Annotated in this window: 15 protein-coding genes; 7 read left to right on the forward strand and 8 right to left on the reverse strand. The window is 57.6% G+C overall.

Annotation, left to right across the window (positions count from 1 at the left end):
* Positions 1 to 76: 76 nt before the first annotated feature.
* Positions 77 to 373 (forward strand): integration host factor subunit alpha, encoded by a 297-nt coding sequence (locus GRI91_RS00680; RefSeq protein ID WP_160735307.1) that lies wholly within the window; start codon positions 77 to 79, stop codon positions 371 to 373.
* 23 nt (positions 374 to 396) lie between these two features.
* Complete coding sequence (locus GRI91_RS00685; RefSeq protein WP_160734727.1) at positions 397 to 756, forward strand: MerR family transcriptional regulator; 360 nt, start codon at positions 397 to 399, stop codon at positions 754 to 756.
* 12 nt (positions 757 to 768) lie between these two features.
* Here the strand turns inward: GRI91_RS00685 and GRI91_RS00690 are convergent, their stop codons facing one another.
* The 4 genes from GRI91_RS00690 to GRI91_RS00705 all read right to left on the reverse strand — a co-directional run bounded on the left by GRI91_RS00690 (position 769) and on the right by GRI91_RS00705 (position 6,558).
* Positions 769 to 1,302 (reverse strand): SixA phosphatase family protein, encoded by a 534-nt coding sequence (locus tag GRI91_RS00690; RefSeq protein WP_160734728.1) that lies wholly within the window; start codon positions 1,300 to 1,302, stop codon positions 769 to 771.
* Complete coding sequence (locus GRI91_RS00695; RefSeq protein WP_160734729.1) at positions 1,299 to 4,037, reverse strand: ATP-dependent DNA helicase; 2,739 nt, start codon at positions 4,035 to 4,037, stop codon at positions 1,299 to 1,301. Before GRI91_RS00695 ends, GRI91_RS00690 begins: the two co-directional genes overlap by 4 nt.
* 69 nt (positions 4,038 to 4,106) lie before the next feature.
* Positions 4,107 to 5,624 (reverse strand): tannase/feruloyl esterase family alpha/beta hydrolase, encoded by a 1,518-nt coding sequence (locus tag GRI91_RS00700; protein WP_160734730.1) that lies wholly within the window; start codon positions 5,622 to 5,624, stop codon positions 4,107 to 4,109.
* Positions 5,625 to 5,688: 64 nt separating this feature from the next.
* Positions 5,689 to 6,558: a mechanosensitive ion channel domain-containing protein gene (locus GRI91_RS00705; RefSeq protein WP_160734731.1), complete on the reverse strand. Its 870-nt coding sequence runs from the start codon at positions 6,556 to 6,558 to the stop codon at positions 5,689 to 5,691.
* Positions 6,559 to 6,667: 109 nt separating this feature from the next.
* Here GRI91_RS00705 and GRI91_RS00710 point away from each other — a divergent pair, with 109 nt between their 5' ends.
* A complete protein-coding gene (locus GRI91_RS00710; RefSeq protein WP_160734732.1) occupies positions 6,668 to 8,278 on the forward strand; it encodes a lysine--tRNA ligase in 1,611 nt (536 codons plus the stop codon).
* Between the two features lie 43 nt (positions 8,279 to 8,321).
* On the opposite strand, the gene GRI91_RS00715 is transcribed toward GRI91_RS00710, so the two are convergent.
* Positions 8,322 to 9,002 carry a prolyl hydroxylase family protein gene (locus tag GRI91_RS00715; RefSeq protein WP_160734733.1) on the reverse strand — a complete coding sequence of 227 codons (681 nt, stop codon included), beginning with the start codon at positions 9,000 to 9,002 and terminating at the stop codon, positions 8,322 to 8,324.
* A gap of 165 nt (positions 9,003 to 9,167) precedes the next feature.
* Here GRI91_RS00715 and GRI91_RS00720 point away from each other — a divergent pair, with 165 nt between their 5' ends.
* Positions 9,168 to 9,713 (forward strand): cytochrome b, encoded by a 546-nt coding sequence (locus GRI91_RS00720; protein WP_160734734.1) that lies wholly within the window; start codon positions 9,168 to 9,170, stop codon positions 9,711 to 9,713.
* A 70-nt stretch (positions 9,714 to 9,783) separates the two neighbouring features.
* Here GRI91_RS00720 and GRI91_RS15940 read toward each other — a convergent pair whose 3' ends face one another.
* A complete protein-coding gene (locus GRI91_RS15940; protein WP_237437576.1) occupies positions 9,784 to 9,969 on the reverse strand; it encodes an RcnB family protein in 186 nt (61 codons plus the stop codon).
* 60 nt (positions 9,970 to 10,029) lie between these two features.
* Here GRI91_RS15940 and GRI91_RS15945 point away from each other — a divergent pair, with 60 nt between their 5' ends.
* The 3 genes from GRI91_RS15945 (at position 10,030) to GRI91_RS00730 (ending at position 12,209) form a co-directional block, all read left to right on the forward strand.
* On the forward strand, positions 10,030 to 10,323 hold the full coding sequence (locus GRI91_RS15945) for a hypothetical protein (RefSeq protein WP_237437577.1): 294 nt from the start codon (positions 10,030 to 10,032) through the stop codon (positions 10,321 to 10,323).
* Positions 10,324 to 10,347: 24 nt separating this feature from the next.
* A complete protein-coding gene (locus GRI91_RS15950; RefSeq protein WP_237437578.1) occupies positions 10,348 to 10,674 on the forward strand; it encodes a hypothetical protein in 327 nt (108 codons plus the stop codon).
* Between the two features lie 197 nt (positions 10,675 to 10,871).
* Entirely contained in the window at positions 10,872 to 12,209 is a 1,338-nt protein-coding gene (locus tag GRI91_RS00730; RefSeq protein WP_160734736.1) for a chloride channel protein, read from the forward strand.
* A gap of 139 nt (positions 12,210 to 12,348) precedes the next feature.
* Here GRI91_RS00730 and GRI91_RS00735 read toward each other — a convergent pair whose 3' ends face one another.
* Entirely contained in the window at positions 12,349 to 12,546 is a 198-nt protein-coding gene (locus GRI91_RS00735; RefSeq protein ID WP_160734737.1) for a hypothetical protein, read from the reverse strand.
* 140 nt (positions 12,547 to 12,686) lie between these two features.
* Positions 12,687 to 14,369 carry an energy-dependent translational throttle protein EttA gene (ettA, locus tag GRI91_RS00740; RefSeq protein WP_160734738.1) on the reverse strand — a complete coding sequence of 561 codons (1,683 nt, stop codon included), beginning with the start codon at positions 14,367 to 14,369 and terminating at the stop codon, positions 12,687 to 12,689.
* Positions 14,370 to 14,502: the final 133 nt, after the last annotated feature.

Consider the following 14,502-nt stretch of genomic DNA (forward strand, 5'->3'; position numbering starts at 1 on the left):
TTGCGTTTTCGATTAAAATCGCTAGTCAGTTCGAGGGTCGCCCCTAGAATTAGTGAAAGTTTTGATCATGCACACGATGCGATCTGTTGGCACTCTGACGCGCGCCGACCTCGCCGAGACAATCAATCGCAAAATGGGCCTTTCCCGCGCGGAAAGCCTTGAGATGGTTGAAAATATTCTCGCCAAAATGTGTGGTGCGCTTGCGGAAGGCGAAAACGTCAAGATTTCCGGATTTGGCAGCTTTGTTCTGCGTGACAAAAATGAACGCATCGGCCGCAACCCGAAAACGGGTGTTGAAGTGCCGATCACTCCTCGCCGGGTGATGACGTTCCGCGCCAGCCAGAAACTCAAAGACAAAATCGCCAATTCCTGAGCGACATAGGTGATGAGCGCGAGATGATCGAATTTAACGATGGCAAAGACAGCAATGCCTTGCGAACCATCGGCGAAGTAGCCCGCGCGCTCAATATCAAGCCGCATGTTCTGCGCTATTGGGAAGAGCAATTCCCTGCCTTGAAACCTTTAAAGCGTGGCGGAAACCGGCGTTATTACCGGCCGGAAGATGTCACGCTGGTTTCTGAAATTGACCGTATGGTCAATCAGCAGGGCTTTACCCTGAAGGGTGCCAGGCAAGCGCTTGATAATCGCACCCATTCCGGCGAGAGAGATGTTTCCGGCGCATCAGCGAACAGTGTTTCGCTCGATGATTTGAAGCATTTGCGCCAACGGATCGAAGCAGCGCTTCAAGCCTGCTGAATTCCAGCAGATTTAACTGAACTCGGTCGGGCCCAACTCCGGATCGAGATCGCGCGGACGGGCCAGATGGACCAGTCTGCCACAATGATCGGTCAGGCTGCGCCAGTTTTCGATGCTCAGCTCCAGCACAGCAAAGGATGCCGTAGGATATTTCTGTGCGGCAATGGCTGACAGATCGTTCTCTGCATCCGGCGCCTGCAATTCATTGATCAGATCCTGTAGTCCGGGATTATGTGCCGCGAGCAGAACAGTGCGGGCGGTCTCGGGGGCTGCCTGCAGCAATTCCATAAGCGTTGCCGGAGCAGCGAGATAAGCAGATTTCTGCCACGAGACATGCCGGTCCAGCCCGGCTGCCTCCAGGGTATTTTTAACCCGTTGGGCAGGGCTGGCAATGACGTGATCCCACTTGATGCCATGCTGACGAATATGATCGCCCATCAGGGCAGCGCCCTTCCGCCCGCGATCATTCAGTCCACGATCGAAGTCGCGCAGAGACAGGTCGTCCCAATCGGACTTCGCGTGCCGGAAAAGCCCCAGCAATTTCATGCTTGGAATTTCGATGTCTCATCCCCTTCGGCGGTGTCTGCCACATCCCTTGTATCAGAAAAGCCGAGCCTAATCCTGTCCAGCGCTTCTTCAAGCGGAAGCCGCATGACGGGGGTGCCGGCAGGGAAGGCGGTCAGCAGACGTGACGGGAAGGCCGGAGACAGCATGACGAAATGACCGCGATCCTCGCGCGCACGAATTAAGCGGCCAAAGGCCTGGGCCAGACGGGCGCGGATCATCCGGTCATCATAGGCCGAACCGCCATGGGCCGCGCGGCGGGCACGGTGGAGAATCGATGGTTTTGGCCAGGGTACCTGTTCCATCACGACGCAGCGCAGACTCCGGCCTGGAACATCCACTCCGTCGCGCAGGGCATCTGTCCCGAGCAAAGAAGCGCGCGGATCATCACGGAATATATCCACCAGAGTACCGGTGTCGATCGGGTCAACATGCTGCGCATAAAGCGGCAGCCCGTCGCGGGCGAGACGGTCGGCTATACGCCCGTGCACGGCCCGCAACCGGCGGATGGCGGTAAACAGGCCCAGGACGCCTCCGCCGCTTGCTTCTATGATTCTGGCATAGGCTCCGGCAAGGCCCGCCAGGTCGCCCTTTTTAATATCGGTAACGACCAGAATTTCGGCATTGCTGGCATAATCAAAGGGGCTGTCTGCAGCGGAAAGGCGCGGTGCTCCTTCCAGATGGTTCGCACCGGAGCGGAGCAGGGCGCTGTCCCAATCCTCCCCGTCGCGCAGAGTGGCGCTGGTCAGCATCACCCCATGCGCGGGTTCGATGACAACCTTCGCGAAAGGCTTCATCGGGTCGAGGAAATGGCGATGAATCCCGATATCGAATTCGCGGGCTTCCGACCGGTCAACCGCCAGCCAATCGACAAATTCAGGATCGGCGGCACCGCCCATGCGGTTCAGCAAGGCTTCCCAGGCGGATAGCGTATCCACGCGCCAGCTGAGCGAATGCCGTGCCCCTTCTATGCGGGCGCGGCCTTGACCATCCAGCCAGTCGGGCCCATCCTCGATCAAGGCTTCCAGCCGGACGCCCAGCTTCATCAAGGGGGCGCGAATGGCTGCGAGCGCGGATTGCGCGCGCCCGGCCAGCTCGACGAAATTACCTTCCAGCTGCGTAGCTTCGGTTTCGATGCCATATCCGGCTTCCTGCCCGCCGCTTTCATCGCGTGCATAGGTGGTGGCGCGGACTGCGGCGAGCAATTCTTCCAACGGACCCGATGGTTCATTTTCATTGAGCCGCTGTAACCATCCTTCGCTGGGCAAAGCCTCGGCCGCTTCACAAGCGGCGGCAATCGCCTTTGCGCCGTCTTCATCATAGGATGCGACATCCGCTAGCCGGGCGGACAGACCGCGCCTGCGTCCGCGTGACCCGCGCTCAGGGCCGAGAATCCAGCGCTTCAGTTCAATTGTTTCCTGTCCGCTCAGGGCGGCGGCGAATGTGCTGTCAGCCGCTTCGAAAACGTGATGCCCTTCGTCGAAGATGATGCGGGTGGGGCGCTGTGCATGGTCCCGTCCGCGGGCGGCGTTTACCATCACCAATGCGTGATTGGCGATCACCAGATCGGCATTGGCCGACGCCCGTCCAGCCCGTTCGATGAAGCACTTTCGGTAATGCGGGCAGCCGGCATAGACGCATTCCCCGCGCTGATCGGTCAGCGACGTGATCCCGCGCTTGCGAAACAGGGACCCCAGCCAGCCGGGCAGATCCCCGCCAATCATGTCCCCATCGGCGGTGAAGGCGGCCCAGCGGGCAACCAATTGCGCGAGGATAGCGGCGCGCCCGCCAAACCCGCCCTGCAGTGCATCTTCCAGATTGAGCAGGCACAGATAATTCTCGCGTCCCTTGCGCACCACGACGGGCTGGCTGCCATCCTCACGCCGCTCAGGCCATGCACGGGCGCTTTCGCGGCGCAATTGTCGCTGCAGATTCTTGGTATAGGTCGATACCCAGACAGTGCCTTGAGATCGTTCAGACCAAAGGGATGCCGGGGCGAGATAACCCAATGTCTTGCCCACGCCGGTCCCTGCCTGAGCGAGCAGCATATGCGGGATGCGGTTGGTGTGGCGCGGGGCAAAGGCGGCGCTGACCTCGCGGGCATAAAGCTGTTGCCCCTCGCGCTTTTCGGCGCCTTCACCAGTCAGCCGTTCAAGCCGGGCCTGCACCTCGTTTTCCTCCATCAGAACCTGTGCTGGCTGGGGGCGTTCGGGGTTTTCTTCCCATTCGGGCAGCGCGGAAAAGAGCCATTTTTCTGCGCGTTCGGGGCGGTGAATATGGGGCGTGATAATATTCGCCCAGGGCCAGCGCATTCGGGTCAGCGATTGCAGGGATGACCATGCACCTTCGCGTTCCTGCCAGCTTTCACTTTCGCATGTTTCCAGCAGGCGCGCTGCGGCCTGTTGCAACAAGAGCGGAACGCCGTGGTCATCCTCCGGCTCGTTCAGGTCGAGTGCATGGGCAAGCCCCTTCGGCGTGGGCACGACAAACCGCGCCGGATGAATAAAGGCAAACAGCTCCAGCAGATCGAGGCCGGACAGATCAGGATAGCCGAGACGGGTTGCCACCAGCGGAGCGTTGAGCAGCAGCAACGGCGTATCGGCCGCTGCCATGATCGCCTCGCCCTTACCCACGGTGCGGCTCGTGCCATTGGCATCGCGGAGCCAGGTTCCCGCATGGCTTGCGTGGAGGGCGGGAAGGGGAAGCGCTTCGGCCATGCCGCAGGTGATGCGTCAGCGGGAACGAAAAGTAAACGTCGCCAACGCATCCCTGCTCTGGAAATCAGCTCATTCTGGCGACTTGGAACAGCTCCAGTTGTTGAGATCATTCGTCTCGCCGCCACTATATTGCGCGACCAGGGGATAGGGACAGATTTTCCGCCGGAGCGGCGCGTCAGCTTTGGTCGCGGTCAGGAACGCAGGTGCACTGCCGTCTTCCACCCATTGATCAAGCGCGGCGAGCAGATCGACCGAGTCAGGCCCGGGGCCGCCAGCACAATGTTCAACCCCGGGTAGCTCGAAATAGCGCATCTGCTGGCCAGCCTCGGGATTTGCCAGGAAGGCGGCACGATAATAATCCGCCGTGCCGACCGGGCTGGGGCCGGGGTCGTTTTGGCCGTGCCAGAGCAGCAATTTACCGCCTTTGCTAAAAAAGCCTGAGAGATTGGGATCATCGGCTTCATATGCCTCGGCAAAGGCCGATCGGCGCGCTTGCAGCACATCTTTTCCAGTCATCTGTGTGTAATCAAATTTATGGCCGAATAGCAGGGGGGCGAGGCTGACCATGCCGCCACCGCCCGTTGCATCCATGCCGCTGCCATCGGTGGCGTTGAAAACGCTCCACCCCGTTTCACCGCCGCGCATCATCGGGAACATCACCCAGCTGCCATCATCGGCCCGGATGCCGTCATAGGCGGTCTGCAAGGACTGGACCTGTGCCGGTTGCAGGCAATTCTCACTCTGTCCTGCCTTGCAGATCAGACTGGCCGGGTTCCAGTCACATCGCGCGGGGTCGTTTATCAGGCCATCCTTGAGCCCATCCTTGGCATCACATGCGGTCAGCGCTGCATTTTGGGCAAGTGCAAGATCAGCCGAGCTGAGTGCTGCGCCGGGCCGTGCAAACAGATTGTTCCGAAAAATGGCGGAGGATTGCACCTGAAGGGTATAGACTGGCGCGCCTGAAATGATTCCATCGAAATCTTGCGGGAAACGTTGCGCCTCCATCAGGGCCATCCGCCCGCCCGTGGAGCAGCCTTGAAAATAGGCGCGTCGATGCGGGGTTCCGTAATAGGCGTCGACGAGGGATTTGCCGGAGACGCTCATCGTATGAATGGCGCGATAGGCAAAATCCGTGATGGCTGCGGGGTCACTGATCCAGCTGAGATCCCAAGGATTGGTGCCAGGATGTCCGCCATCGGTCTGCGCAGTGGCATAGCCGCGCGACAGACCCTGACTGGCGCTGCCGAGCTGGAGATTGCCGGCCCAGCCGCCGCCGCCGAGCCCCAATATCTTGCCATTCCAATTTTCTGGCAGCCGATAGACGACGCCGATTTGGGAGCCTTCTGCCGGGCTGAGAAGCGCTGTAACTTCACAGAAAGATGGCAAATCGCCGCTCGCCGGCACCCAGCGTGTCTGCGCTTCTTCGGCGCCGAGCATGGCAGGCGTTACGGCAGCGCAATTCCCGCTGTCGGATGCTGCGAATGCCGCGGTTCCGGATTCTGGTGCATTAGTATTGTCGTCATATGTCGCCGCGCAGCTGCTGAGCGCCAATGCGGCCATTGGCATCGCCAGAAATGAAAAACGCATCCTATTCCCCTTGTTTTTGCGGAGGAGGATAGGATGCGTGGAATTTTAGGCAATTACTTGTTCATTAAGCGGCGTCGTTTTCCGCCTTCGTGATTGGCAGGGCTTCCTTGAATGTGTGAGTGACATAAGGGAAGGGGATCTCGATCTCGGCCTCGTCCAGGGCCTTCTTGATCGTCTGGACGACCTCGCTTTTGACGCCGTAATAGTCGTTCTGCGCAGTATCGGTCCACCACCGGACCAGGAAATCCACCGAGCTGGCGCCGAATTCCATCGCATAGACATCGACATTCCGGCCTGCTGCTAGAGCTCCAACCGATTCCACGGCATCCCGAATGACTTTTTCCGCCTGGGCGAGATCGGTATCGTAGGACACGCCGACCATGACATCGTTCCGACGTTCATGGGCATCGGTGTAGATCTTCACCTGATTTTTGAAGACCATTGAATTGGGCAGAATGGTCAGCTCATTCGAATAATGGCGAATATGTGTTTCGCGCAGGGTGATTTTTTCGACCTTGCCCAGCGTGCCGTTCACTTCCACCATATCGCCGATCTGCATTTTTTCACGCAGCATGATCAGGACGCCGGCGAAGAAATTCTCGAAGATATCCTGAAACGCAAAACCGATTGCCACTGCGCCAACGCCCAGACCGGCGAGCAGGCTGCCGGCGGACAATCCGGGAAGCACAATCGTTGCCGCTATCAGCAGGCCAACAAGCCAGACACCGAGTTTGACCAGAGTTCTCAGCAATTGGCGAAGATCTTCGCGCATATGCGTGCTTCCGGTTAGTCGGTCGACTATCGATCTGGCGATTCGGGCCGCGATCCAGGTCAGGATAATGACGACCAGAGCCACGGCTATGCTCGGTAATGTGGCGATAAAACCTTGCGCCATGCCTTCTACTTCTTTGCGCAGTGTCTCAATATAATTCACGTGAACTCCCATGATGCTTGCCCCCGCATAGCGTTTTGGCCGCCAACTCGTTCCGCTGGGTCAGCCTTCGCTCTTGCGAAAATGTGTCGGTTCAGCAAAAGCCATGCCTATGTTTGACGAAGAAATCATTACCGCCGCCCATACTTCAAAAACCTGGCCATTTTTGGAGGCACAGAAACTCGTCAAACGCTACCCCGACGGGAAACGCGATGGGGAGGGCAATCTGCTGCCCGTCCTGTTCGAAACCGGCTATGGTCCATCGGGGCTGCCGCATATCGGCACATTTCAGGAAGTGCTCCGCACCACATTGGTGCGGCGTGCCTATGAAGTGCTGACCAATGGTGCGCCCACGCAACTGATTGCATTTTCCGATGATATGGACGGTCTGCGCAAGGTGCCCGACAACATTCCCAATCACGAATTGCTGGCGGCCAATCTTGGCAAGCCGCTGAGCCGTATTCCCGATCCCTTCGAAAAGTACGAAAGTTTTGCCCACCATAACAATGCGATGTTGCGGGATTTTCTCGATCGCTTTGGCTTTGACTATGAATTTATCGCCGCATCCGACCGTTACAATTCCGGCGCCTTCGATGATGCGCTGAAGAATGTCCTGCGCCATTATCAGGCGATTATGGATGTGATGCTGCCGACATTGCGTGAGGAACGCCGCAAGACCTATTCTCCCGTCCTTCCGATCAGTCCGAAAAGCGGGGCGGTGTTGCAGGTGCCGATCGAAGTCGTCGATGCCGAGGCGGGCATCATCCGTTTCGAAGATGACGGGGAGATGATCGAGCAAACGGCATTGGGCGGCCATTCCAAACTGCAATGGAAGGTCGACTGGGCCATGCGCTGGGTCGCACTGGGCGTTGATTATGAAATGTATGGGAAGGATCTGACCGATTCCGGAACGCAGTCAGGCAAGATTGCGAAGATTCTGGGCGGAAAGCGTCCCGAAGGCCTGATCTACGAATTGTTCCTCGATGAAAATGGAGAGAAGATTTCGAAGTCGAAGGGCAATGGCCTCACCATCGATGAATGGCTGCGCTACGGTACGGAGGAGAGCCTGTCTTTCTATCTCTTCCGTGAACCAAAAAGCGCCAAGCAATTGCATGTCGGGATCATTCCCAAGACGGTGGATGAATATTGGCAGTTCCGTGAGCGTATCCCGACGCAGAAGGCGGACAAGCAATTGGGCAATCCGGTTTGGCACTTGCTGCGCCTCAATGGCTATCAGGGCGGGGATGGCGACAGCCTGCCGGTGACCTTCGGTCTGTTGCTTAATCTGGTCGGCGTGCTGGGCGCCGAGGCGGACCGTGATCAGGTCTGGTCCTATCTCGGCAATTATATCGATAATCCAAGCCCCGAAGCACATCCTGAGCTGGATGTTCTGGTGGCAAGCGCGCTGGCCTATAATCGTGATTTCGTCGCGCCCAATATGGTGAAGCGCTCGCCGGAACCGAACGAAGCCGCTGCGCTCAAAGCGCTGGATACGGCGCTGTCCGGTTTCTCGGAAGAGACCCCGGCGGAGGATCTGCAAACCGCGGTTTACGAAATCGGCAAGAGTGAGGAATTCGGCTTTGAAAGCCTGCGTGACTGGTTCCGGGCACTGTATGAAACGCTGCTGGGCTCGTCTCAGGGGCCCCGGATGGGCAGCTTCATCGCGCTTTACGGTGTTGCCAACACGCGCAAACTGATTGCGCAGGCGCTCGCTTCTGCCTGAGGCAGCATGCGCGAATTATGCGTAACCGCATCCGCTCCGGCACTTAACGCCAGGAGCGGGTGCGGTACCATTTCGTGATGATATATTTGACGCCGCGCGCAACCGGCGTCCCGGCATGCATCGTCCATTCATTGGGCACGCCCTGTTCATCAGCATTGTTCCAGATCAGCAACGCACCCGGCTTGGGATCGATGGACAGGCCCAGATAGGTGAAATCGGTGGTGCCGCCTTCTTCCACTTCATTCAGGAAGACCATGGCAGTGATGCTACGCTGACCGCCGCGGCGCACTTCATTTTCCCAATAATGCCCCTCAGGATGGAACCAGTCATAATGTGACTTGAACTCCTGCCCGACCTCGTAACGCTGGCCTTGCACGGTTTCACCATAGGATGGGTCTATGCCCAGCAGATCATCCAGCCGTCGCTGAATCCGTTTGATGAAGGCGTCATGCGGATTCACATTGCCCGAATAGGATGTGCGGAATGCCGATGCCTCTTCGCTGAAGGTTGCGGAAGGTTGGGCCACATTATCGATCTCGGTGATCAATTTCGCGCATTCATCCTCCGTCAGAAAGTCACCGACCGCATAGATTTCCGCCTTATCGGTGGGAATTTTATACACCGCCGGGTTAGCCTGCAGCCGGGCGCGAACCTGCGCACCGACGCGCGCCAGCGCGGATTTGTCGGGGACCTTGGCGGGGATGGGGGTAACATCTTGTGGCATGGCGGGCGATCTATCCGGGCTGCCCCCGGTTCTGCAAGCCTGGTTTTTGATCACGGAGAATGCGCGCCCGGTAAATTTCGTCTGCACTGTCGGGATTGAACAAATGGCTGGCCTGTGCTGGATTGCTGTTCATCATATCGGCATGAGGCCGGAAAAGGAGATGTTATGCCCAAGTCTCGCTATTCACTGGGTGCAATGATCATGCATTGGCTGATCGCAATTGCAGTCATCACCAATTGGCAGCTGGCCCAGCAGGCAGAGGGACTTCCCCGTGATCAAGCCGGTCCTCTAATGGATGTTCACAAGGCGCTGGGGATGACGATCCTGGCCTTGACCATCCTGCGTATCATTTGGCGTCTGACGCACGACCAACCGGCAATGTCCGCTGCCCTGAAAGGGTGGGAAGTGATACTGGCCAAGATCGTGCATGCCTTGTTCTATATTATACTGATCAGCCTGCCTGTGCTGGGCTGGATTGGCAGTTCATCCTTTGGCGGCGGCATAGACATGTTCGGATTGTTCACGCTTCCCCCATTGCCGGTGGCCAATGATCGCGACGCTGGCGGCCTGATCTTCAGCGTGCATGCGACCATGGGCACAGCGCTGATCCTGCTGGTTGGACTGCATATTCTGGGTGCATTGAAACATCAGTTCATTGACCGGAATGGCGAGCTTTACCGCATGCTGCCTTTTGGGACACCCAAAGCCTGATCCCTTGCATCATCGCATAAAAAAGGCCGCCGGAATATTTCGGCGGCCTTTTTCAAAGGGTTGGCTCATCTTACCAGAAGAAGTCGTGAATCACATCGACCACTTCACCGGAATAGATATCGACCAGCAACACATCGTCATAATACCGTACCCAGCGATAGGGGCCATACACGTCCGGCAGACGATAGTATGACGGGTTGTTGATCCAGTAACGGTTCGAATAGAACAAGCGATCCAGACTGAAACCGATGCTCAAACGCCGGTAATTATAATTCCGGTAGGGCGAATAATAGCGTCCTGGCCGGAATACCGAACGATGGGCCGTGCGATAGCGGTGCCAATTATACCGTTGGTTCTGGCGCCACTGTCTGTTCCAGCGGCGGTGATCACGCCTGGCCTCGCGGTAATCCCGCCTATTCTCGTAGCGATTGCGATGCTGGCGCCTGTCGCCCGCTTGTTGTCTGTCGCGGTAGCGCTGGTTTCGTTCGATTCGTTGCCGCCGTTCGCGCTCATAGCGCTGGCGGGAATCACGGTCCGCCCTTTGTGTCTGGCGCTGCTGATGCTGGCGCGCGCGCTCGCCGCGATTATTGGCTCGCTGCCGGTCGCGTGAACCCCGCTCTATCGATCGGGCACGTTGTTCGCCGTTTCGCTCAACCCGGTCCGCGCGCCTTTCGCTGCGGCGATCAATGCGCTGGGCCTGTTGCTGATTTCCGCGATTGGCCGCACGCTGCGCTGCGCGGTCGCCGCGATTTTCAATGCGCTGTGCACGCCTTTCGCTGCGCCTCTCAACCCGGTTGGCTTGCCTTTCGCTGCGTCTTTCAACCCGATTGGCCCGTCTTTCAGCCTGTCCACCGCGATTATTTACGGACCGTTCCCGATCCGATCTTTGCGACGCGGCCTGGGCAGGTATAGAGGGCAGGGTCAGAGCCAAGGCCATAGCGGCAAGCCCACTATTCCTTAAGAATGATCCGATTTTCATTTCGGTGTCTCCGTCCAAAAGCCGCCAGTGCGGCGTAGGAGCATTGGATAGGCATTCCTGTCTGACCGTTCACTGAACCGACTGTTTACCTTAATATTCATATTAATAAGATGAAATATGAACAGTCCCGCTGTTGCTGGCCACTGGACCGGGCGTGACTTGACGGTTAGAGGGCGTTCATGAAGCTCTTGCCAAATTTTGCTGAACACCTGTCGAAAGCGCTTCCGAATGACATCCAGCGGATGGATGACTGGCGCCGACGGGTTGCGACATTCGCAGGGGCGCTGATGATTGGTCTGGTCGCGCTTGTTTTTGCATGGGCCGGGGATTTCGTACAGGATCAGTTTAACAGAATTCAGGCGGCAGAGCCTTACGCCCCCCTCATCCTCACTCCGCTCTTATTCGTGGTGTTGGCATCCGTCACGCGCACGCTAGCGCCTGAGGCGCGGGGATCGGGTATTCCGCAGGTCATCGCAGCCAGCCGCGATGTGGATGGCGAAACGGCGCGCGGATTGCTGTCGCTCAAGGCCGGCATTGCGAAAATTTTTCTGACCCTTGGTGCTTTGTTTGGCGGGGCGTCGGTCGGGCGTGAAGGGCCAACGGTTCAGCTGGGCGGCGCGATCATGGTGCAGATGCACCGGTTGTTCGGCGCCAGGGTAACCCCCGGGGTGCTGATTTCCGGCGGTGCCGCGGGTGTGGCGGCAGCTTTCAATACGCCGCTTGCGGGGATCGCTTTTGCGATCGAGGAGCTGGCGGTCGCTTATGAACAGCGTGTCGCCGTGCTGGTGATGGGCGCGGTGATGATTGCCGGCCTGACCAGTCAGGGGCTGGCGGGAAGCTATGTCTATTTTGGCGAAATGTCCGCCAGTCTGCCCCTCGACACTGTCTTGATCGCTGCACCGATGGCCGGCTTTATCGGCGGAATTCTGGGTGGTTGCTTTGCCCGCATGTTCCTGGCGCTGAGCGGACCCAAGGGCCGCTGGCGCCCACTGCTCAGCAAACGGCCGATCATCACCGCGTTGATATGCGGGATCATCGTTGCAGTTCTGGGCATCATCACCGGCGGCGCCAGTTGGGGAACCGGCTATGAACCCACCCGCGCTTTGCTGGAGGGTGCGGAGGGCACCTATCTCTTTGGCCCGGCCAAATTCATTGCGTCACTCGCCACGAGTGCGAGCGGTATCCCGGGCGGCATCTTTGCGCCTTCTCTCGCTGTCGGTGGCGGTATTGGCAATCTGATGACACCGCTGTTTCCGGCGGAACAAGCCAGCGCCATCATCCTGCTGGGTATGGCTGGGTATTTCGTCGGCGTCGTCCGGGCCCCTTTGACGGCGGTCATTATTCTCAGTGAAACAACCGGTAGCACAGGCGCCATTCTGCCGCTCTTTGCGACGGCCCTAATTGCAGACTGGGCCGGGGGGCTTGTTTGCAAGCAGCGTCTCTATCACGCACTGGCCGGCGATTTCATCAAGAAGCGTCCGGGCGGCCCAGACCCTGCACAAGGGCTCAAAGCCTGATAGATGTAGACCCGAAAAGGCCGCCGGGAGCGATCCCGGCGGCCTTTCAACTATAACAGTTACCGGTGCAGATAAGTCGGCATTCCTACACTGACAAAAAATTCCCGGAATCATTCAGTAAACGCGAATGGACAGCACCTTATTCTATCGAACCTTGCATGCAGTCGGTTTCCTCCAATCGTGCAAAGAAAATATCCTCCCAGGCCTGCGTGAATCTCTCAGCTCTCGCATCGGCATAGTCCAATGCTGCGTAGAAACATGTCGGCGGAGCAGCTTGAGATGGTGTTGATGTCGCTAATATAGCCGATCCGAGCAACAAAATAGAAATCTTCTTCATCGTTCTTCCTTCTAAATAAATATGAGGAGCGACTCGAAGGAATAACTAGAGGCTATATAATAAATTTTATCTGGCAAATAAAAAGGCCGCCGGGATTGCTCCCAGCGGCCTTTTTTTTTTGATCAATAAATGTAAGCAGATCAGTCGCGCGTCAGCTTTTTGTATGACAATGCAGTCGGACGATCCGCTGCATCACCCAGGCGGCGGCGCTTGTCTTCTTCATAATCGGCAAAGTTACCTTCGAACCATTCGACGTGGCTATTGCCCTCGAATGCCAGAATATGCGTGGCGAGACGGTCAAGGAAGAAGCGGTCATGCGAGATGACCACTGCGCAACCGGCGAAGTTCTCGATCGCATCTTCCAGAGCTGCCAGTGTTTCAACGTCAAGATCGTTGGTCGGTTCGTCAAGCAGCAGCACATTGCCGCCTTCTTTCAGCATCTTGGCCATGTGGACGCGGTTGCGTTCACCACCAGAGAGCTTGCCGACATTCTTCTGCTGATCCTGACCCTTGAAGTTGAAGGCGCCGACATAGGCGCGCGTCGACATGTCGTGGCCATTGACCTGCATGTAATCCAGCCCGTCGGAGATTTCTTCCCACACATTATTCTTGGGGTTCAGATCGCCGCGGCTCTGATCGACATAACCAAGATGCACTGTATCGCCGATCTCGATGGACCCGCTATCGGCTTGTTCCTTGCCGGTGATGAGCTTGAACAAGGTGGACTTACCCGCGCCGTTCGGCCCGATCACGCCGACAATACCGCCCGGCGGGAGCATGAAGGACAGGTCTTCAAACAGCAGCTTGTCGCCGAAACTCATGGTCAGGTTCTTGGCTTCGATAACCTTGCCACCCAGACGTTCAGGAACCTGAATGACGATCTGCGCCTTGCCGGGTTTGCGATCGCTCTGCGCATCCTGCAACTGTTCGAACTTGCGGATACGGGCCTTGCTCTTGGTCTGGCGAGCCTTCGGGCTCTGCCTGATCCATTCCAGCTCTTCCTTGAGCGATTTCTGGCGGCCTGATTCCTCGCGCTCTTCCTGGCCGAGGCGCTGGGCTTTCTTTTCCAGATAGGTGGAATAATTGCCTTCATACGGGAAGTATTTCCCGCGATCGAGTTCAAGAATCCAGCCCACCACATTGTCGAGGAAGTAGCGGTCATGGGTGATCATCAGAACCGCGCCAGCATATTCCTTCAGGTGATTTTCCAGCCAGTTGACGCTTTCAGCATCGAGGTGGTTGGTCGGTTCGTCGAGCAACAGAATGGAAGGCTTCTGGATCAGCAGGCGCGTGAGCGCGACGCGGCGCTTTTCACCACCGGAGAGGGTTTCCACCGAAGAGTCAGATGGAGGGCAGCGGAGCGCTTCCATCGCCAGTTCCAGCTGACTGTCGAGTGACCAGCCATCCACGGCATCGATCTTGCCCTGCAGCTCGCCCATTTCCTCCATCAGCGCATCGAAATCGGTATCATCCTGAGGATCGCCCATTTCGGCAGAGATGGCATTGAAACGTTCGACCATATCGGCTGTTTCGCGTGCACCGTCCTTGACGTTTTCCAGCACGGTCTTGGTCGGGTCCAATTCTGGTTCCTGAGCCAGATAGCCAACGGTGATGTTTTCACCGGCCCATGCTTCACCGGTGAAATCGGTATCGATTCCGCCCATGATTTTCATCAGCGTAGATTTACCCACGCCATTGGGCCCCACGATGCCGATTTTGGCACCCTGATAGAATTGCAGATTGATGTCCGACAACACCGGCTTCTGTGCGCCGGGGAAGGTTTTGGTCATGTTTTTCATGACATATGCGTATTGGGCGGCCATTCGTCGTCCTTCGGATAGGATCTAATATGTCTGTGAGGTTGCCCCGCAGATAAGGCGCGAAGCGCTTCGGGGCAAGCGCCCGCGAAATGCAGGCGCGTATTTTGCTATTGGCAAGATCGTGAGCGGTGTTAGC

The organism is Altericroceibacterium endophyticum (assembly GCF_009827595.1).
Taxonomy (GTDB): Bacteria; Pseudomonadota; Alphaproteobacteria; order Sphingomonadales; family Sphingomonadaceae; genus Altericroceibacterium; species Altericroceibacterium endophyticum.